Genomic DNA, 18,940 nt, shown 5'->3' on the forward strand with positions numbered 1-18,940 from the left:
CTGCGTTGGCTGCGTTCGTTCACCCCAGTCACTTACTGATGTAAGCTCCAGGGGATTCACTCACTTGCCGCCTTGACGCAGCTTGAATGATTTTGTGCATAGATGATGAAATAATCAGCGCGCATTATACGTTATGCAGCGCCCTCTTAGCGACGCATAATTCAGCGCGTCTTCCGCCACCCGACGAGCCATACCACCAGCCCTCCGGCCATAAGCCATGCGGGTGTCAGGCCCCATTCCGGGCGATTCACTAACAATACTGTACCGCTCAGGAGTAAAACCGCGCCTATACCAAAGAGATAACGCGATTGACCCTGACGGGTGTGATGCGTTGTCAGATTCTGCGAGAGTTTCTCAAGGCTCGCCTGAACCTGCTTGCTCTGCCGAAGGCTGTCATACACCAGCTCCGGCAGTTCCGGCATCTTTTCAATCCAGAACGGCGCTTTGTCCTTCAGAGCGCGAACCAGCGCCGGAATACCGACCTGGTCTTTCAGCCATGACTCAAGGAAAGGCTTTGCCGTCTTCCATAAATCTAACTGAGGATAGAGCTGACGTCCTACCCCTTCTACGTAAAGTAATGTCTTTTGTAGCAACACCAGCTGTGGCTGGACTTCCATATTGAAGCGTCGGGCGGTGTTAAACAGGTTCAGCAGCACGTGACCGAAAGAGATCTCCGCCAGCGGCTTTTCAAAAATCGGCTCGCAAACGGTGCGGATAGCAAACTCAAACTCTTCCACATTGGTGTCCGCCGGAACCCAGCCGGAATCGACGTGCAGTTCGGCAACTTTACGGTAGTCGCGGTTGAAGAAGGCGATAAAGTTTTCCGCCAGATAGCGTTTATCGTCCTTGTTAAGCGAGCCAACGATGCCACAGTCGATGCCGATGTACTGCGGGTCTTCCGGGTGTTCATAGCTGACGAAAATATTCCCCGGGTGCATGTCCGCGTGGAAGAAGCTGTCGCGGAATACCTGGGTGAAGAAGACCTGCACGCCGCGTTCGGCCAGCAGCTTCATATTGGTATTCTGCTTTTCCAGCGTCTCTACGTCAGAGACCGGAATACCGTAGATGCGCTCCATCACCAGCATGTCAACGCGGCAGTAGTCTGAATAGACCTCCGGCACGTACAGCATCGGGCTGTTTTCGAAGTTGCGGCGCAGTTGAATGGCGTTCGCCGCTTCGCGCAGCAGGTTCAGTTCGTCGATCAGCGTCTTTTCATAGTCACGCACCACTTCCAGCGGGCGCAGGCGACGACCGTCCGGCAGCAGGCGGGGTACCCAGCGCGCCAGGCGATAGATAAGCTTCATGTCCGCTTTGATAATCGGCAGAATGTCCGGGCGGATAACCTTAATGACGACCTCTTTGCCGTTCTCTTTCAGGCGAGCAGTGTGCACCTGGGCAATGGAGGCTGAAGCCAGCGGCTCAATGCTAAAATCATCAAACCAGCTTTCAACGGGGATATCGCCCATCGATTTTTCAATCTGCTGCTTTGCCAGCTTGCCGTCAAACGGCGCCACGCGGTCCTGCAGCATAATGAGCTGATCGGCAATTTGCGGGGGGAAAAGGTCACGACGGGTAGAGAGCATCTGCCCAAACTTGATCCATACCGGGCCAAGCTCCTGCAACGCTAAGCGCAGACGTTCACCTAGCGACTTTTCCTTGTGGCGATTTGGCATCCAGAACAACAGCCGACGCCCAATTCGCAGCGGCAGCGTGATACGCATTTTGGGAATGAGCTCATCAAGCCCGTAACTCAAAAAGGTGCGGATGATAAAATACAGGCGCCGTAATTCTCCTGGCGTCATTTCCCCTCCAGTTTTTCCAACCGTTTCGTCAGCGCGGCAACATCACGCTCAACGGCCGTTGTTTCTTCCGCAAACCAGGCCACTTCCAGCGCGCCGGGTGCCAGTCGCCACTCTTCCGTCAGGGTCTCCGCCACATAGCGCTGCTGGCGCGCCAGCCCGTGCTGTATGAACTTCGCCCCACCACGCAGCGCTTTGCTGATCCCCTCTGCCGCCACATCGCCGGTATAGGGTGCCAGCAATTCTGCGGGAGAGAACTCTGCCAGGTCCGCTAGCGACACCAGGTTTTGCACGACCTGAAGATCGCCCTGCACTTCCAGGTCGTTATTGCGGATGAGTGCCGTCAGTTGCTGACGGTTGCGTAATTGAGGCAGCACGCTGGCGCGGGTGATGACGGTGCAATCCGCCTCGTCGTCCCACGCGCCGACCACGTCAACCTGACGCTCGCTAAATATCAGCACCAGCGGAGAAGAAAACTCTTTCAGCTCAATGCGTAATACTTTCCCGATAAGACGCTGACGGGCAGGTTTCAACGCTTTCTCACGCCATAACAGCGCGTTAATCGCGGTTTCGATACTGCCGGTCACTAAGGGTTTTAAAGGCATATGGCCCCCGCTTATCAGAATTTATAGCCGCGATGCAGCGCGACAATCCCTGCCGTCAGGTTGAAGTACTCAACGTTTTCCAACCCAGCGTTCTGCATCATCTCTTTCAGGGTGTCCTGATCGGGGTGCATACGAATAGATTCCGCCAGATAGCGGTAGCTTTCGGCGTCGTTTGCCACCATTTCGCCAATACGCGGCAGGATGTGGAACGAGTAGGCATCGTAAGCTTTACTCAGCGGGTCGATAACCGGCTTGGAGAACTCCAGCACCAGCAGGCGTCCGCCCGGCTTCAGTACGCGATACATCGAGCGCAGCGCTTTGTCTTTGTCGGTGACGTTACGCAGGCCAAAGGAGATGGTGATGCAGTCGAAGGTGTTATCCGGGAACGGCAGCGCTTCAGCGTTTGCCTGCACGTACTCCACGTTACCCACCACGCCGATGTTACGCAGCTTTTCACGGCCCATTTTGAGCATCGAGTCGTTAATATCGGCCAGCACCACGCGGCCGGTTTCACCGACCATACGCGAGAATTTTGCCGTCAGGTCACCGGTGCCGCCCGCCAGATCGAGGACCGTCTGTCCACGGCGCACGCCGCTGCAATCAATGGTAAAACGCTTCCAGAGACGATGGATACCGAATGACATCAGATCATTCATCACATCGTATTTTGCGGCGACAGAATGGAAGACATGCGCCACCATGTTTTCTTTCTGTGATTTGGCGATTGTTTGAAAGCCAAAGTGCGTCGTTTCTTGTGAATCCTCAACCATCTCTATGCCTGCTTATCAAGAAAATGTTCTTGGAGTGTAACAGATTGGACGCAATTGCCCTACGATTCCACCCCGTTACCAAACCCGTGCGGCGAGCGTTTTAGCGACGTTCGGCGGCTAACGGATTGTCATCATTCGTGTCTGTGTCGTCACGCAGTCGAAAATCATCGTCCTGCGCCGTCGCCTGTTCAACCAGTTCCGGATTAATCTCGCGTTTTACCTCCACCCCAAGGTGGCGAAACGCCTCGGCCTGCGTAAGCAGGTTGCCGCGCCCGGTGGTGAGCTTTTTCATCGCCTGTCGGTAGTTTTCCTGTGCTTTATCGAGGCTTTGACCGATAGCCGACATGTCATCCACGAAAAGACGCATTTTGTCATATAAGCGGCTCGCACGTTCAGCAATATGCTGTGCATTACGGCTCTGATGCTCATAGCGCCAGAGGTTGGCGATAGTCCGCAGCGCCACCAGCAGCGTGGTCGGGCTGACCAGCATAATATTGTTTTTCAGCGCTTCGCTAATCAGTTCGGGCTGCCTGTCCAGCGCCAGCAGAAAGGCGGGTTCCACGGGGATAAACATCAGGACGTAGTCCAGCGATCGTAGCCCCGGTAACTGCTGATAGTCTTTACGACCCAGCATGCGGATATGGTTACGCACCGCCGCAATATGCTCCTGCAGCGCGGTTTCACGGGTGTAGTCATCTTCAGCGTTAAAGTAACGCTCGTAGGCCACCAGCGTCATTTTGGCATCCACCACCACGTCCTTACGGTGCGGCAGGCGCACGATAACGTCCGGCTGCATACGGGAGTTCGCGTCCGTATTGATACTGACCTGGGTTTCGTATTCATGCCCTTCACGCAGGCCAGAAGCCTCTAATACGCGCGTGAGCACCACTTCCCCCCAGTTACCCTGGGTTTTGTTGTCGCCTTTTAGCGCACGGGTCAAGTTGACCGCTTCCTGCGCCATCTGGGCGTTGAGCTGCTGGAGGTTACGAATTTCATGTGCCAGCGTGTGACGCTCGCGCGCCTCCTGCCCAAAGCTCTCCTGCACCTGACGGCGAAAACCATCAAGCTGCTCACGAAGCGGCGTGAGCAGGCCGTGCAGGCTTTGGCGGTTTTGTTCTTCCACCCGGCGATTGCTCTGTTCGAAGATGCGGTTGGCCAGGTTTTCGAACTGCTCGCTCAGGCGCTGCTCGCTGTTGAGCATCAGGCGGTACTTTTCGTCGCCGTGCTGACGAGTGGTCTCCAGCAGCGTGGTGACTTCCCGCAGGTCGACCTCCAGCGAGGCGTTTATTTCTCGCAGGTTACGCAGCTCGTTATTGAGCAGCTCGCACTCTTCCCGCCAGTGGGCGTTCTGGGCAACCTGCTGTTTTGCCGCACTCAGCTCACCGTACACGTCGCGTTCTTCAGCCAGCTGTTCGGCACGCTGCTGCGCCACGCGATAGCTCGCCGCCAGCCAGCCAATCACGATGCCCGCCAGCGCGACCAGCGCATAAATCACCACGGCAATATCCACAATGCCCCCTGCATAAACCGGTTATCTGCACAAAATAGAATTGTGCTGTATAAACGTCCAGTTTTAAAGCGGTTTCCTGCGAGCCTCCACGCAAAAAGAGAGAGATGAACCTGCAGAGTGCTATTTATATAATAAGTAATATTTCTCATATCATTTTCAAAAATTATTTAAACAGCAAGGAAAATATACAACGAAAGAGTAATAACAAATATATATATTACAAAAATATATTTATAATGTCATTGCCTGGCAACATAAATTACCATACCCTTAATAAGTATATTATTCCAGGCAACTACAGCAACGCCTAATAATATAAGAATAAATTTATTAGTTATTAATCCCAATGAGCAATACGACTATAGAACATAGATAGCAACCATAAACATGGAGAATATTATGGAATTTAGCACATGGATAAAAAAGAGAATTGCAGGTGAAAATATTAGCCTTGGCATTCCTAAGGAACAGCAAAACCTTAACGGCTTAATCCTTGAAGAGGCCATTGCTTTTCATATTGCATGGCGTGAACGCTGGATTACCGCCCTGCGAGAGCATCGGGAAGATGAGTTTGATGCTGCACAGGTCTCTAACGATGCGTTGTGCCAGGTTGGTGAATGGATATATAACGAAGGCAAGTCATTAGCTAAACATCCTGAATATGAACGCTTTCGTGAACTCCATGCACAGTTTCATCAATGTGCCGGTTCTATTGTGTCGCTGCATCAGAAAGGCCATTTTATGGAGGCGTTAGCGACTGTAAAGAATGAACTGATGCCATTGTCAGAAGAAGTGGGATTATCTCTGGGCGAGTTATTAGAAGCCTCACAACATTAAATAGCCGAATATAAAAAAGGCCTCGTATGAGGCCTTTATACTTGAGTATTTCTTTACAGCAGGCGGCGTGCCGCTTCCACCACGATTTTCACCGCGTGGCTTTCCGTCTGCTTCATCGTCTCAGCGTTCGGGATTTCTTGCTGGGTACGGTTAACGATAACGCCAGCAACCATCCCCGCACGCAGACCCTGGCTTGAGCACATGGTCAGCAGCGTCGCGGATTCCATCTCGTAGTTCATTACGCCCATTGACTGCCACTCTTCCATCGAGCCTTTGTAGTTTCTCACTACACGGCCGGAGAAGGTGTCATAGCGTTCCTGACCCGGATAGAAGGTATCGGAAGAGGCGGTTACGCCGATGTGCGTGGTCGCACCTACGGCTTTCGCCGCTTCAACCAGCGCAGTCGTACACGCGAAGTCAGCGACTGCCGGGTATTCCATCGGCGCAAAGTGCAGGCTCGCCCCATCCAGACGGACGGATGCGGTGGTCACCAGAACGTCACCGACGTTGATATGCGGCTGAATGGCGCCGGTGGTGCCTACGCGCAGGAAGGTACGGATACCCAGTTGGGCCAGTTCTTCCACGGCGATAGAGGTGGATGGACCACCGATACCGGTAGAGCAAACGATCACTGACTTGCCATCAAGTTCGGCACGCCAGGAGGTAAATTCACGGTGAGATGCCAGTTTTACCGGCTTTTCCATCAGCGCGGCGATCTTTTCCACACGTTCCGGGTCACCTGGGACGATAGCGAGTGTAGCCCCTTGAAGGTCGCTTTTGGTGAGGCCGAGATGAAAAACATCAGACTTGGACATAAAGAACTCCTCTGTGGTTCAGTTTTGTCAGAAGAAGCAAAAATGTACTTTATAGAAGACCACAACATCTTTTCGTGACCACAATCACTAAGAATTAAAAATATTACATTAAATTCCACGCAATTAGTGATTCACATCACATTAACAAGTTATTGTTACTCCCTGCTGACCAAAAATACGCCGCATTCAGGCAATGTGATTTGGCTATGAGTTCATTAAAAGGGTACGGAGAATGCCATGACAACCAACAGACAACCTGGATTTGCCCCTGCGGCTTCACCTCACGCCTCAACCACCGTTCATACGCCCGAAGAGGCTATCTCAGCGGGAGAAACCTCTATTCCTTCACAGGGTGATACTCTGCCAGCGTACTACGCTCGCCCTAAGCATAGCGATGCGCCGCTGCCGGTAATCATCGTAGTGCAGGAGATTTTTGGTGTCCACGAACACATCCGCGATATTTGTCGCCGTCTGGCGCTAGAGGGCTATCTGGCTGTCGCACCAGAGCTCTACTTCCGTCAGGGCGATCCGAGCGATTATGACGATGTCCCCTCGCTGTTTAGCGGCCTGGTGTCCAAAGTCCCCGACGCGCAGGTGCTGGCCGACCTCGATCACGTCGCCAACTGGGCGGCACGTAACGGCGGTGATGCCAGCCGTTTATTGATGACGGGCTTTTGCTGGGGTGGCCGCATTACCTGGCTATACGCCGCACATAACCCGCAGCTCAAGGCCGCCGTTGCCTGGTATGGCCGTCTGGTGGGTGACAAAACGCTGAAGATGCCGAAAAACCCGGTCGACATCGCGGTCGATCTTAGCGCCCCGGTGCTAGGTCTGTACGGTGGCCAGGACACGGGGATTCCGCTGGAGTCGGTTGAAACGATGCGCCACGCGCTACGAGCGGCCAATGCAAATGCCGAGATCGTGGTTTACCCGGAAGCCGGTCATGCGTTCAACGCCGATTACCGCCCGAGCTATCATGAAGAGTCAGCGAAAGATGGCTGGCAGCGTATGCTGGCGTGGTTTGCGCAGTACGGCGGGAAAAAAGGCTAGTTCCCTTAGTAAAGGAAAACGGAGGCGTTAGCCTCCGTTTGATTTTTTAAGCCTGACGCAGGTTCTGCGCCGCTTTGACCATGTTCGCCAGTGCAGCACGGGTTTCTGGCCAGCCACGCGTTTTCAGACCACAGTCCGGGTTAACCCACAGGCGCTCCGCCGGAATGCGCTGCTCGGCTTTCTTCAGCAGAGCCTCAATCCACTCCACGCTTGGTACGTTCGGCGAGTGAATGTCATAGACGCCAGGCCCGATTTCATTCGGGTAGTCGAACTCTTCGAATGACTCCAGCAGCTCCATATCGGAACGGGAGGTTTCGATAGTGATCACGTCCGCATCCAGCGCTGCAATGGAATCCATGATGTCGTTGAACTCGCAGTAACACATGTGGGTGTGGATTTGGGTATCATCCTGCGCCACCGCGGCGTTAATGCGGAAGGCTTCCACGCCCCACTCCAGGTAGGCGGCCCAATCGCTACGGCGCAGCGGTAGACCTTCACGCAGTGCTGGCTCATCGATCTGGATGATACCAATACCGGCCGCTTCCAGATCCGCCACTTCATCACGCAGCGCCAGCGCAATCTGCTTAGCGATGGTTTCACGGGTCACGTCTTCACGCGGGAAGGACCAGCAAAGAATCGTGACCGGACCGGTCAGCATCCCTTTCACCGGTTTGTCGGTCAGAGACTGGGCATACTTCGCCCACTCCACGGTGATCGCTTCCGGTCGGCTCACATCGCCGATGACAACGGGCGGCTTCACGCAGCGAGAACCGTAGCTCTGCACCCAGCCGTTCTGGGTAAAGACGAAGCCGTCGAGGTGTTCACCAAAGTATTCCACCATATCGTTACGCTCGGCTTCACCGTGCACCAGCACATCGAGCCCCAGACGCTCCTGCTCGACGATCGCCTGCTTAATGTGTTCGGCAATGCCGGTGCGGTAGTTATTCGCGTCCAGATTCCCCTTTTTGAAATCCAGACGCAGGCCGCGAATCTCGGTGGTTTGCGGGAAAGAGCCGATCGTTGTGGTCGGCCAGGCCGGAAGATTAAAGCGAGAACGCTGCGCTTCAGCGCGTACCGGGTAAGCACTAGCACGCTGGCTGTCTTTGGCGGTAATCGCCGCCAGACGCTGTTCCACTGCCGCATTGTGCACGCGGGTTGAGTGACGGCGAGCCTGAATCGGTGCGCTCCACTCAACCAGAGCCGCCGTGTTGCCGGTATTCAGCGCATCGCGAAGCAGCGCCAGCTCACCGCATTTTTGCAGAGCAAAGGCGAACCAGCTCTTCACTTCCGCATCCAGGCGAGTTTCAACGCTCAGGTCGATAGGGCTATGCAGCAGGGAACAAGAAGAGGCGACCCAGAGGTCACGTTTACCGACCAGCGCTTTAATCTGCGCATATTTTTCAGTAAGGTCGGCGCGCCAGACGTTGCGACCGTTAACCAGGCCAGCGGAGAGCAGCCAGTCAGCGGGCAGGCGCTGATGCAGGGCTTCAACGTCATCTTTACCGTGCACCAGGTCAACGTGTAGCCCTTGTACCGGCAGCGTAGTAATGGTTTCCAGATTCGGCGTCACGCCCTCGAAATAGGTGGTGAGCAGCAGTTTCACCTGCCCCTGCAGCGCATCATAGGCTGGCTTAAATGCGTTCAGCCATTCCTGCGGCAGTTCCAGCACCAGCGCAGGTTCATCAATCTGCACCCACTCAATACCGCGCTTCGCCAGTTCAGCCAGCACCTGCTGATACACTGGCAGGATGTCGTTTAGCAGGGTTAGGCGGTCAAACTGATCACCCTTCACTTTGCCCAACCACAGATAGGTAACCGGCCCCAGCAGGACAGGTTTCACGTTGTGACCAAGCGCCAGCGCTTCGTCAACTTCGTCCAGCAGCTGGGTCCAGGTCAGCTTGAACTGCTGGCCTTTAGTGAATTCAGGCACCATGTAGTGATAGTTAGTATTAAACCATTTGGTCATTTCTGCCGCCGCCGCAGGTTCACCGGTCGGTGCGCGGCCACGGCCAATACGGAATAAGGTGTCGATATCGACGGAGCCATCTTTGTTCTGATGGCGAGCCGGGACGTTGCCCAGCAGCAGGCTGGTGGTCAGCACGTGATCGTACCAGGCGAAGTCGCCCACCGGCAGCAGGTCGATACCCGCTTGCTTCTGCTGCTCCCAATGACGGGCGCGCAGTTCGCGGCCAACGGCCAGCAGCTCTTCACGGGAGGCGTTACCCGCCCAATAGCTCTCTTGCGCTTTTTTCAGCTCGCGACGCAGGCCAACGCGAGGGAAACCGAGGGTGTGGTTTTGAATAGTCATCATATGCCTCTCTTAAGTGTTTAAATCCTTTGGATTTTCAATTTAGGGAAGGCGGCAAGTTTATGAATCCCCGGGAGCTTACTTAAGTAAGTGACTGGGGTGAATAAACGCAGCCAACGCACCATAAATTTAAAAGACGAAGGATTTTAGCCGTCCAGATGTTTACACATCCATAATCGACAGGTACTGTATATTCCTCAAGCGCAAATTGTTCATGCCGAAGTGAAGGACTTTCATGATCGAAATTAAACATCTGAAAACGCTCCAGGCGTTGCGGAACAGTGGTTCTCTGGCGGCCGCCGCGGCGACGCTGCACCAGACCCAATCCGCCCTGTCTCACCAGTTCAGCGATCTGGAACAGCGCCTTGGCTTCCGGCTATTCGTACGTAAAAGCCAGCCGCTGCGCTTTACCCCACAGGGGGAGATTTTGCTGCAGCTGGCAAACCAGGTGCTGCCGCAAATCACTCAGGCGCTGCAGGCCTGTCATGAACCACAGCAAGCCACGCTGCGTATCGCCATCGAATGCCATAGCTGTATTCAGTGGCTGACGCCCGCGCTGGAGAATTTCCGCAAGCAGTGGCCGCAGGTTGAGATGGACTTTAAATCCGGCGTCACCTTCGACCCGCAGCCTGCACTACAGCAGGGCGAGTTGGATCTGGTGCTTACCTCAGACATCCTGCCGCGCAGCGGCCTGCACTACTCGCCGATGTTTGATTTTGAAGTACGCCTGGTACTGTCACCGGATCACCCGCTGGCGACCAAAGCACGCATTACACCGGAGGATTTAGCGGCAGAAACGTTGTTGATTTATCCAGTGCAGCGCCAGCGCCTTGATGTCTGGCGTCATTTCCTACTGCCTGCTGGCGTCAGCCCACAGTTGAAAAGCGTTGATAACACGCTGCTGCTGGTGCAGATGGTCGCCGCGCGGATGGGCATTGCCGCTCTGCCGCACTGGGTGGTGGAGAGTTTTGAGCGCCAGGGTCTGATTGTGACCAAAACCCTGGGCGAAGGATTGTGGAGCCGGCTGTACGCCGCCGTGCGCGATGGCGAGCAGCGTCAGCCGGTGATGGATGCGTTTATTCGCTCAGCGCGGAATCACGCTTGCGATCATCTGCCGTTCGTGAAGAACGCGGAGCGACCCAATGGCGATGCACCCACAGTGAGGCCAGTATCACCGCAGCCCCTGTAAGGAAGCTCGGCCAGTGGGGCTGTTGATGCCAGATTGCCAGGTTCACCAGCAGCCCTGCGGGCACATGCATGTTGTTCATAATGCCTAAGGTGCCCGCATCCACCTGCGTGGCGCCGTAGTTCCACATAAAGTAGCCAATCCCCGAAGCCACCACGCCAAGAAATACCAGAATCCCCCACTGCGGCAGAGTCTGCGGCATTTTCTGCGCGTTACCGAGCAGCATCCAGGCCACCGTCGCGACCAGAAATGCCCCGAGATAGAACCAGGCAAAAGCGTTATGCTGCGGCATTGGCCGGGTCTCCATCAGGCGCTTATAGCCCACCATGCCGATGGCAAAGACGATATTGGAGAGCTGCACCAGGATAAGCCCGGTCCAGAAATGGTTAGTGATATGGTCGTAGCGAATAATCCCCGCGCCAATCACCGCCAGCAGCGCACTAAACGCGTAGCTCCAGCGCAGGCGGCGTCCGCTCATCAGGTCGTAAATCAGCGTGATGTAGAGCGGCGTGAGGACGGTAAACAGCAGCAACTCGGAGACGGTCAGGTAGAGATAAGCATGGAAGCTCAGCATATACATGATGCCAAGCTGCATTGCGCCCACCAGCATATACAGGCCAACGGTTTTCAGGCTGTGCCCGCGGGTGCGAAGAAACGGCAGGAAGACCAGCGCCGCCAGGCCCACGCGCACCAGCACCGCAAAGTAACTGTCGACGTGTCCGGCAAGGTACTCGCCGTAGAAGCTAAAAGAGAAAGCCCACAGAATCGTGGTAATAATCAGGAGCGCCACAATGAATGTCTCATAGGAAGAGGAGCATTCATTGTAGCGGAGTTACCGGTTGACAACTGACCAATAATTAGTCAGTTGTTGATAATTAACGCAGGTACATGTCGCGCAAGAAATGTGGTACCGCATCATCGGCGTTCGATCCGATCACTTCAAGCTCCGGATGCAGGTCTTTCAGACGCTGGTGCGCGCCCTCCATAATGCAGCCTTTACCTGCCATCGACAGCATTTCGGCGTCATTCATCCCATCACCGAACGCGATGCAATCTTTAAGGGTATAGCCCATCGCTTTCGCCACCGCTTCCAGCGCATGGCCTTTCGACACGCCGCCCGCCATCACTTCCAGACAGGTGAGCGTGGAGAAGCTGACGTTGACGCGATCGCCCCAACGCGCGTTAATCGCCTGTTCCAAAGGCAGCAGCGTTTCGTGATCGTTGCAGGTGAAGAACACCTTGCTGACCCCTTCCGGCTCCAGCATACCCGGCTCATACAGGGTGTAGTTGAATACCGCTTCCTTGAAGAAACGCATCTCTTCCGGGCGATGACGGTTCATAAACCATTCGTCTTCACGGTAAACGTTGGTGACGATATCCGGGTTGTCATTCACGATGCCGAAGAGATCGGCGGCAATATCACGATCGAGGTTATGGGCGAAAACCTGTTTCCCATCGGCATCGTGCACGCGCGCGCCGTTGGAGGTGATCATGTAGGATTTGATCCCCAGATTATCGCGAATCTGGCCTACGTCGATGTAATGACGTCCGGTCGCAAAGACGAAGTTCAGGCCGCGCTCGGTGAGCAGCTTTAGCGTCTCTTTCGCGTACGGCGTTAAGTGGTGGTCGGGGGAGAGTAAGGTGCCATCTAAGTCAGACGCAACAACCTGGTACATATTCGAATTTAACCTCTAAACAGTGCGCCGCTGGCGCCGAATTAACAATGTCGACGGAAAAAATCGACGATGGCAGTGAGTGCGACTGAGCGCATAGCGTCCTTTTCAAAAAGGATCTCATGATAGGCGCCCTGTATGACAAGCGGCTTACCGCCATCACAAGGGTGGCCCGCTTCGGCGCGGATTTCGCAATAACGATCGTGCATGCGATTATCAACGACGCGTTCCTCCTCTGCCTGAATCAGCAGAACGGGGAACGTCTCTTTTGCGGCATCGGCGAGGATTTGCTCCCCTGCCAGGATACCTTCTCTGACCCAGTGATACGTGGGGCCTCCCACGCGCAACCGGGGTTCATCGGCATAAAAACGGACGTTACGCCGATAGCGTTCGCGACTATGGGTCAGTACATTAATGCCAAACGGCAGCGCGTGCCATCGGCCCGTTCCCATTGCATACCCTTCCCGAAGACGCTGATGGCCCTCAGCCCAATCGAGAAGTGGCCTTACTACCCATTCCGGCAGGCGCATAATAATCCCGAACATCGGTGCACAAAGCGCGATAGCATCACAGCCTTGCGGATTACGCTGTAAAAACTGCGTGGCGATGGCACCGCCCATCGAGTGAGCGAGAATAAATCGCTGCCGCCAGTGCCCTGGCAGCACCTGCTGCTGCCAGAAGGCCGCAAGATCGTCAACGTAGTCGCTAAATTTCGCCACGTGGCCGCGATGGGAGTCAGACAACATGCGCCCGGAGCGCCCCTGACCGCGATGGTCGATAATCAGCACATCAAAGCCGCTATGGAACAGGTCGTACGCCAGCTCGGCATACTTCACGTAGCTCTCAATTCGCCCAGGGCAGACCACGATCACGCTGTCGTGCGCAGGTGAACTGAACCGAACAAACCGTACCGGAATGCCGTCAACGCCGATAAACTCCGCTTCCTTCCGCCCTCGCCAGAAATCCATCAGCGGGCCGGTCGTAAAGGCAGCAAACGCGTTTTCTCTTGTATTCCAATCCTTTTGCTGTTGAAACATCGGGTTTCCACCCCTGCTAACCGCTGAAAATCATTTTTTTGTGACGCCTGACACAACGCCAGGACAATAGCGTATTGTGGCATAAAAACAGACAATCAGGGAGTTTCTCATGACCTTCGAATGGTGGTTCGCCTACCTGCTCACATCCATAATTCTTAGCCTTTCGCCGGGCTCAGGAGCGATCAATACCATGACCACCTCCATTAACCACGGCTATCGCGGCGCGGCGGCATCGATTGCCGGGCTGCAAACCGGCCTGGCGATTCACATCGTGCTGGTTGGCGTAGGCCTCGGTACCCTCTTCTCGCGCTCCCTGCTGGCCTTTGAGGTGCTGAAGTGGGCGGGGGCGGCGTACCTTATCTGGCTCGGCATTCAGCAATGGCGTGCGGCAGGCTCCATTGACCTGAAAACGCTGGCGAAAACGCAAAGCCGCGGCAAGCTATTCCAGCGTGCGGTGTTCGTGAACCTGACCAACCCGAAGAGCATCGTGTTCCTGGCCGCGCTGTTCCCACAGTTTATCGTGCCGCATCAGCCGCAGATAATGCAGTACCTGATTCTTGGGGTGACAACCATCGTCGTCGATATCATCGTGATGATTGGCTACGCGACGTTGGCGCAGCGGATCTCGGCGTGGATTAAAGGGCCGAAGCAGATGAAGGCATTGAATAAGGTGTTTGGTTCGCTGTTTATGCTGGTTGGTGCGCTGCTGGCGTCGGCTCGCCATGCCTGAATACAGCACGCAAATTTTTGTCGCGAGAACCGCTAACTGACAAAATCGCGCGAGCGGCGGCGCATCCCGGAAAGAAGCCTGGAATAACCGCTACACCACAAAAAGCCTGAGTGCCAGAATGCCGCCAGACTTTTCATTCACGGATGATAAACGATGGCGGAGACAGCCATGCCGCATGACGCGGTGTTTAAAACCTTTCTCTCCTGCGCCGATACGGCGCGGGATTTTATTAGACTCCACCTGCCCACTCAGCTTCTCCAACTCTGCAAACTGGAAACGCTACGGCTGGAATCGGGGAGCTATATCGAAGACGATCTACGCCCCTACTACAGTGATGTTATCTATTCGCTGCAGACCACCACTGGGCGCGGCTATATCCACGTTCTTATCGAACATCAGAGCACGCCGGATAAACATATGGCTTTCAGATTACTGCGCTACGCCGTTGCCGCCATGCAGCGCCATCTCGAAGGCGGTCATAAAACCTTACCGCTGGTGGTTCCCATTCTGTTTTATCACGGCAAACGCAGCCCTTATCCCTGGTCGCTAAACTGGCTGGATGGGTTCAGCGACCCCGTCGCTGCACGTCAGCTCTACACCTCACCTTTCCCGCTGGTGGATATTACGGTTATCCCAGACGACGAGATTATGCAACACCGCAGCATGGCAGCGCTGACGCTGGTGCAGAAGCATATCCGGCAGCGGGATATCGCGTTGCTACAAGACAAGCTAGCCAGTTTGTTCATTCTGGGACACATGAGCGGACAACAAATAACCGTGCTAGTAAACTATCTGATACAGGCCGGACAAACCCAGGATGTTCAAAAACTATTGTATGGACTGGCACAGCGCGTGCCGCAGCATGGAGAAAAGTTTATGACTATGGCAGAACAGCTACGTAAAGAAGGGATTCAGGAAGGTAAACTCGTCACTTTGCGAAATGTGGCAAAAGCAATGCTAGCGCGGGGTTTTGATAGCAACCTCATCACTGAGATTACCGGGCTTTCCGCCGATGAACTCCAGCAACTCCGCCAATAAACACTGTATAGCCCACCCGATAACGATACCGAGTGGGCCAATCTCTTAGCGAGAAATAATCAGGTGAATGCCGAAGCCCGCGAACAGCGTGCCCGCCACGCCGTCGATCCACTTCGCCGCGCGCTGGTAGCCGCGACGCATTGCAGGCAGCGCAAACAGGCTCGCCACGACGGTAAACCAGGCCAGCGTTTCGAGGATAATCAACAGGAAAATCCCCCAGCGCTCGCCCGCACCGACGTTGTCACCGACAAACAGTGAGAACACTGAACCAAAGTAGATAATCGCTTTTGGGTTGGCGAGATTCGTCAGCAGGCCCTTCATAAAGCTGCGTCCGCCCTGAGCCAGTTCAACCTGCGGTTCTTCCGCAGCGTCAGACGGCTCTTTCTTCAGCGCTCCGCGCAGCATCTGGTAGCCCATCCAGCATAGGTACAGACCACCGCCGACCATAATGATGGTGTGCAGCCACGCCATTTTTTCGATAATCAGATGCAGGCCGAGCAGCGCAACGCCCGCCCAGACCATCACACCACAGGTGATCCCTAGCACGCCCATCATCGCTTCTTTGCGCGAGCGGCTCACGGCGGTCTGGGAGACAAAAAAGAAGTCCGGCCCCGGGCTCATCAAAGCAATGATGTGCACCAGCGCGACGGTCAGGAATAACGTAATCATGATAGGCCTACCAAACGGGACGATAAATTCGCGGAAAAGAGTACAGTGAGTCACCATCTTTGCACTTTTTCCGCAAACTGACTACTCCTCATCATCTCCGTCGACGTGAGCGCGAATCAACGCCAGGAATTCGCGGCCAAAGCGTTCGAGTTTACGCGTGCCCACACCGTTGACGCTGAGCATATCGCTTGGGGAGATAGGCATCTGTTCTGCCATTTCAATCAGCGTCGCGTCGTTAAAGACGACGTAAGGCGGGATATTTTCTTCATCGGCAATGGCTTTACGCAGCTTACGCAGCTTAGCAAACAGCTGCTTGTCGTAGTTACCCACCGCCGCTTTCTGCATCACGCGCGGCTTCAGCGCCACAATACGCGGCACCGCAAGCTGCAGCGGCACTTCGCCGCGCAGCACCGGACGGGAAGCGTCGGTCAGCTGTAGCGCCGAATGTTGGGCTATGTTCTGGGTGACGAAGCCTAAATGAATGAGCTGACGAATGACGCTGACCCAGTGTTCATGGCTTTTGTCGCGCCCCATGCCGTACACCTTGAGCTTATCGTGGCCGAACTCGCGAATACGCTGACTGTTGGCACCGCGGATGACCTCGACGACGTAGCCCATCCCAAAGCGCTGATTAACCCGGCCAATGGTAGAGAGCGCAATCTGCGCGTCCTGCACGCCATCGTACTGCTTCGGTGGGTCGAGGCAGATATCGCAGTTGCCGCACGGCTCCTGACGGCCCTCGCCAAAGTAGTTAAGCAGCACAAGGCGACGACAGGTCTGCGCTTCGGCAAACGCCCCCATCGCGTTGAGCTTATGCCGCTCGATATCCAGCAGCATGCCCTCTGGCTTTTCTTCCAGGCAGCGGCGCAGCCACGCCATATCGGCCGGATCGTAAAACAGCATCGCTTCCGCCGGTAGGCCATCGCGCCCGGCGCGGCCGGTTTCCTGATAGTAGGATTCGATATTGCGAGGGATGTCGAAGTGCACCACGAAACGGACGTTGGGCTTGTTGATACCCATCCCGAAGGCCACGGTAGCCACCACGATTTGCAGATCGTCACGCTGGAATTTTTCCTGCACGTCGGCGCGCACGGTGTTTTCCAGCCCGGCATGATACGCCGCTGCGCTGATGCCACGGCTTTGCAGGCGAGCCGCGGTGTCTTCCACCTTCGCACGGCTATTGCAGTAAATAATGCCGGATTTGCCCCGCTGCTCCTGCACGTAGCGCATCAGCTGATCGAGCGGTTTAAACTTCTCCATCAGCATGTAGCGGATATTCGGGCGGTCAAAGCTGCTGATTTGAATCAGCGGGTCATTCAGCCCCAGCAGGCGCACAATGTCGCTACGGGTAGTGTCATCGGCGGTGGCGGTCAGCGCCATAAACGGCAGCGCGGGGAAGCGCTGACGCAGCTGGCCAAGGGCCGCGTATTCCGGGCGGAAGTCATGCCCCCACTGCGAGATACAGTGCGCCTCATCCACCGCCAGCATCGCCGGATTCCAGTGCGCCAGATGCTCAAGGAAGTTATCCAGCATCAGACGTTCCGGGGCGATATAGAGCAGGCGAATCTGCCCGGTACGGCAGCCGGCCATCACCTCTTGCTGCTGTTCGCGGGTTTGGGTGGAGTTGATACAGGCCGCCGCCACGCCGTTCGCCAGCAGCTGATCGACCTGGTCCTTCATCAGCGAGATCAGCGGTGAAACCACCACCGTCAGGCCGTTAAGCACCAGCGCAGGAATCTGATAACACAGCGACTTACCGCCGCCGGTAGGCATCACGACCAGGCAGTCGCGTCCTTCCAGCACGGTGTCGATAATGGTTTCCTGGCCAGGGCGGAACTGCTGGTAGCCAAAGGTCTCTTGCAAAACCTGCTTAGCCAGCGATTCCTGATTTAAAACTTCCGCCTGTGCCACATTGACCCCATTACCGTTAAATAAAAACAGGCGCTATTTTCAGCGCCCGCGTGCCAAACTGCAACGTTTTAGACGAATTCCTTCGGCCATGCTCGCAACAAACCGCAGGAATTGCTCTTAAAACAGGTCGTTAAGCATGACCCCAACCCCAACGCGAGTCTGGTTAAAGTTATAGTCGATAAGCGATTCGCCGTATCCACTGTACACCTGAGTATAGAGGCGAACGTGCTTAGTGACCGGATAGCTCACACCCAGTTCCGCGCCGCCGTAGCCGGTGTTCCAGTTATATTGCCCCTGCGCACTGAGCACCGCGTCGCCCAGTTGATAGCCGATTTTCAGCCGGTAATAGCCCATATACTTGGTGATATCCGGGTTATCGTCGGTATCGCCAATCACGTACCAGGGCTTCACCTCAACCAGCCAGTTGCCGTTTTGCGCCATCAAACGCGTATAGAGTCGGTTCCAACTGCGGGAAGTGGGATCTGAGCGGCCGTTGGAATCATGGTTATAGCCCATCTCAACGTCGCGAAGCGTCCAACCTGCGAAGCGATAATCGGTAGCAAAGCCGAGGAAAAGCTGCGGCTCATAGTTGGTCTCGCGGAACGGTGAAGACTCATCGCTGTTGGAGAGTTGCCACCAGGAACGCTGGGTATAAGACGCTGCCAGTACCGAGTTATCCCCCAGAATGCCGCGCCACAGCGGGAAGGCCAGGCTAAGCTGGAATTTCACCTCATCTTTACGCGCATTCTCGGCCCAGTCGTAGGAACGAATCGCCTCTTTATTGAGGTCGCTGGTCCAGGTGTAAAGCAGGTAGTTGCTTTCATAGGGGTAGAGCGTGAACGGGTTATCATGCTCCTGTAGAAGGTTGGCGATAATACTGCCGCGTACTGCCGGTGCATCGTGCACCTCTTTAATTGTCGCTTCCTGTGCCAACGCCGCGACAGGCAGCAGCAGCGCCAGTAGCCCACTGAGTGAGATCCGCATCAGTCAACTTCCCCTGAG

The 18,940-nt window shown here is 55.2% G+C and carries 17 protein-coding genes; 5 read left to right on the plus strand and 12 right to left on the minus strand.

Annotation, left to right across the window (positions count from 1 at the left end):
- Nucleotides 1–161: 161 nt before the first annotated feature.
- The 4 genes from ubiB to rmuC all read right to left on the minus strand — a co-directional run bounded on the left by ubiB (nt 162) and on the right by rmuC (nt 4,684).
- The gene (gene ubiB / locus HII27_RS23210; protein WP_185669747.1) at nt 162–1,802 is read right to left on the minus strand and encodes a ubiquinone biosynthesis regulatory protein kinase UbiB; all 1,641 of its coding nucleotides are present in this window, start codon (nt 1,800–1,802) and stop codon (nt 162–164) included.
- A complete protein-coding gene (gene ubiJ, locus HII27_RS23215; RefSeq protein ID WP_185669748.1) occupies nt 1,799–2,404 on the minus strand; it encodes a ubiquinone biosynthesis protein UbiJ in 606 nt (201 codons plus the stop codon). The genes ubiB and ubiJ overlap by 4 nt, the downstream gene beginning before the upstream one ends.
- Before the next feature lie 14 nt (nt 2,405–2,418).
- Nucleotides 2,419–3,174 carry a bifunctional demethylmenaquinone methyltransferase/2-methoxy-6-polyprenyl-1,4-benzoquinol methylase UbiE gene (gene ubiE / locus HII27_RS23220; RefSeq protein WP_185669749.1) on the minus strand — a complete coding sequence of 252 codons (756 nt, stop codon included), beginning with the start codon at nt 3,172–3,174 and terminating at the stop codon, nt 2,419–2,421.
- A 100-nt stretch (nt 3,175–3,274) separates the two neighbouring features.
- Nucleotides 3,275–4,684 carry a DNA recombination protein RmuC gene (gene rmuC / locus HII27_RS23225; RefSeq protein WP_185669750.1) on the minus strand — a complete coding sequence of 470 codons (1,410 nt, stop codon included), beginning with the start codon at nt 4,682–4,684 and terminating at the stop codon, nt 3,275–3,277.
- Nucleotides 4,685–5,083: 399 nt separating this feature from the next.
- Between rmuC and HII27_RS23230 the strand changes: the two genes are divergently transcribed.
- Entirely contained in the window at nt 5,084–5,521 is a 438-nt protein-coding gene (locus HII27_RS23230; RefSeq protein ID WP_185669751.1) for a CZB domain-containing protein, read from the plus strand.
- A gap of 53 nt (nt 5,522–5,574) precedes the next feature.
- On the opposite strand, the gene udp is transcribed toward HII27_RS23230, so the two are convergent.
- A complete protein-coding gene (gene udp / locus HII27_RS23235; RefSeq protein ID WP_185669752.1) occupies nt 5,575–6,336 on the minus strand; it encodes a uridine phosphorylase in 762 nt (253 codons plus the stop codon).
- Between the two features lie 237 nt (nt 6,337–6,573).
- Between udp and HII27_RS23240 the strand changes: the two genes are divergently transcribed.
- Nucleotides 6,574–7,386 (plus strand): dienelactone hydrolase family protein, encoded by an 813-nt coding sequence (locus HII27_RS23240; protein ID WP_185669753.1) that lies wholly within the window; start codon nt 6,574–6,576, stop codon nt 7,384–7,386.
- Nucleotides 7,387–7,432: 46 nt separating this feature from the next.
- Here the strand turns inward: HII27_RS23240 and metE are convergent, their stop codons facing one another.
- Nucleotides 7,433–9,694 (minus strand): 5-methyltetrahydropteroyltriglutamate--homocysteine S-methyltransferase, encoded by a 2,262-nt coding sequence (gene metE / locus HII27_RS23245; RefSeq protein ID WP_185669776.1) that lies wholly within the window; start codon nt 9,692–9,694, stop codon nt 7,433–7,435.
- Between the two features lie 235 nt (nt 9,695–9,929).
- Between metE and metR the strand changes: the two genes are divergently transcribed.
- Nucleotides 9,930–10,883: an HTH-type transcriptional regulator MetR gene (gene metR, locus HII27_RS23250; RefSeq protein WP_185669754.1), complete on the plus strand. Its 954-nt coding sequence runs from the start codon at nt 9,930–9,932 to the stop codon at nt 10,881–10,883.
- Here the strand turns inward: metR and HII27_RS23255 are convergent.
- From HII27_RS23255 to pldB, 3 genes are all read right to left on the minus strand, one after another.
- Nucleotides 10,771–11,670 carry a carboxylate/amino acid/amine transporter gene (locus tag HII27_RS23255; RefSeq protein WP_185669755.1) on the minus strand — a complete coding sequence of 300 codons (900 nt, stop codon included), beginning with the start codon at nt 11,668–11,670 and terminating at the stop codon, nt 10,771–10,773. The two genes, metR and HII27_RS23255, sit on opposite strands and share 113 nt — an antisense overlap.
- A gap of 85 nt (nt 11,671–11,755) precedes the next feature.
- Nucleotides 11,756–12,556: a sugar/pyridoxal phosphate phosphatase YigL gene (yigL, locus tag HII27_RS23260; RefSeq protein ID WP_185669756.1), complete on the minus strand. Its 801-nt coding sequence runs from the start codon at nt 12,554–12,556 to the stop codon at nt 11,756–11,758.
- 41 nt (nt 12,557–12,597) lie between these two features.
- A complete protein-coding gene (gene pldB, locus HII27_RS23265) occupies nt 12,598–13,590 on the minus strand; it encodes a lysophospholipase L2 (protein WP_185669757.1) in 993 nt (330 codons plus the stop codon).
- Nucleotides 13,591–13,699: 109 nt separating this feature from the next.
- Between pldB and rhtB the strand changes: the two genes are divergently transcribed.
- A complete protein-coding gene (gene rhtB / locus HII27_RS23270; protein ID WP_035894409.1) occupies nt 13,700–14,320 on the plus strand; it encodes a homoserine/homoserine lactone efflux protein in 621 nt (206 codons plus the stop codon).
- Nucleotides 14,321–14,473: 153 nt separating this feature from the next.
- Nucleotides 14,474–15,358: an Rpn family recombination-promoting nuclease/putative transposase gene (locus tag HII27_RS23275; RefSeq protein WP_185669758.1), complete on the plus strand. Its 885-nt coding sequence runs from the start codon at nt 14,474–14,476 to the stop codon at nt 15,356–15,358.
- A gap of 45 nt (nt 15,359–15,403) precedes the next feature.
- On the opposite strand, the gene rhtC is transcribed toward HII27_RS23275, so the two are convergent.
- From rhtC to pldA, 3 genes are all read right to left on the minus strand, one after another.
- Complete coding sequence (rhtC, locus tag HII27_RS23280; protein ID WP_185669759.1) at nt 15,404–16,027, minus strand: threonine export protein RhtC; 624 nt, start codon at nt 16,025–16,027, stop codon at nt 15,404–15,406.
- 81 nt (nt 16,028–16,108) lie between these two features.
- Complete coding sequence (recQ, locus tag HII27_RS23285; RefSeq protein ID WP_185669760.1) at nt 16,109–17,938, minus strand: ATP-dependent DNA helicase RecQ; 1,830 nt, start codon at nt 17,936–17,938, stop codon at nt 16,109–16,111.
- Between the two features lie 117 nt (nt 17,939–18,055).
- Nucleotides 18,056–18,922: a phospholipase A gene (gene pldA, locus HII27_RS23290; RefSeq protein ID WP_185669761.1), complete on the minus strand. Its 867-nt coding sequence runs from the start codon at nt 18,920–18,922 to the stop codon at nt 18,056–18,058.
- Between the last annotated feature and the right edge of the window lie 18 nt (nt 18,923–18,940).

The organism is Kluyvera sichuanensis, from assembly GCF_014218705.1.
In the GTDB taxonomy this organism is placed as follows: Bacteria; Pseudomonadota; Gammaproteobacteria; order Enterobacterales; family Enterobacteriaceae; genus Kluyvera; species Kluyvera sichuanensis.

What these genes read in the sequence shown, in the direction of transcription:
- ubiB (WP_185669747.1), bottom strand. Translation starts at nt 1,802, where the DNA reads ATGACGCCAGGAGAATTACGGCGCCTGTATTTTATCATCCGCACCTTT.
- ubiJ (WP_185669748.1), bottom strand. Translation starts at nt 2,404, where the DNA reads ATGCCTTTAAAACCCTTAGTGACCGGCAGTATCGAAACCGCGATTAAC.
- ubiE (WP_185669749.1), bottom strand. Translation starts at nt 3,174, where the DNA reads ATGGTTGAGGATTCACAAGAAACGACGCACTTTGGCTTTCAAACAATC.
- HII27_RS23230 (WP_185669751.1), top strand. Translation starts at nt 5,084, where the DNA reads ATGGAATTTAGCACATGGATAAAAAAGAGAATTGCAGGTGAAAATATT.
- udp (WP_185669752.1), bottom strand. Translation starts at nt 6,336, where the DNA reads ATGTCCAAGTCTGATGTTTTTCATCTCGGCCTCACCAAAAGCGACCTT.
- HII27_RS23240 (WP_185669753.1), top strand. Translation starts at nt 6,574, where the DNA reads ATGACAACCAACAGACAACCTGGATTTGCCCCTGCGGCTTCACCTCAC.
- metE (WP_185669776.1), bottom strand. Translation starts at nt 9,694, where the DNA reads ATGACTATTCAAAACCACACCCTCGGTTTCCCTCGCGTTGGCCTGCGT.
- metR (WP_185669754.1), top strand. Translation starts at nt 9,930, where the DNA reads ATGATCGAAATTAAACATCTGAAAACGCTCCAGGCGTTGCGGAACAGT.
- yigL (WP_185669756.1), bottom strand. Translation starts at nt 12,556, where the DNA reads ATGTACCAGGTTGTTGCGTCTGACTTAGATGGCACCTTACTCTCCCCC.
- pldB (WP_185669757.1), bottom strand. Translation starts at nt 13,590, where the DNA reads ATGTTTCAACAGCAAAAGGATTGGAATACAAGAGAAAACGCGTTTGCT.
- rhtB (WP_035894409.1), top strand. Translation starts at nt 13,700, where the DNA reads ATGACCTTCGAATGGTGGTTCGCCTACCTGCTCACATCCATAATTCTT.
- HII27_RS23275 (WP_185669758.1), top strand. Translation starts at nt 14,474, where the DNA reads ATGGCGGAGACAGCCATGCCGCATGACGCGGTGTTTAAAACCTTTCTC.
- rhtC (WP_185669759.1), bottom strand. Translation starts at nt 16,027, where the DNA reads ATGATTACGTTATTCCTGACCGTCGCGCTGGTGCACATCATTGCTTTG.
- pldA (WP_185669761.1), bottom strand. Translation starts at nt 18,922, where the DNA reads ATGCGGATCTCACTCAGTGGGCTACTGGCGCTGCTGCTGCCTGTCGCG.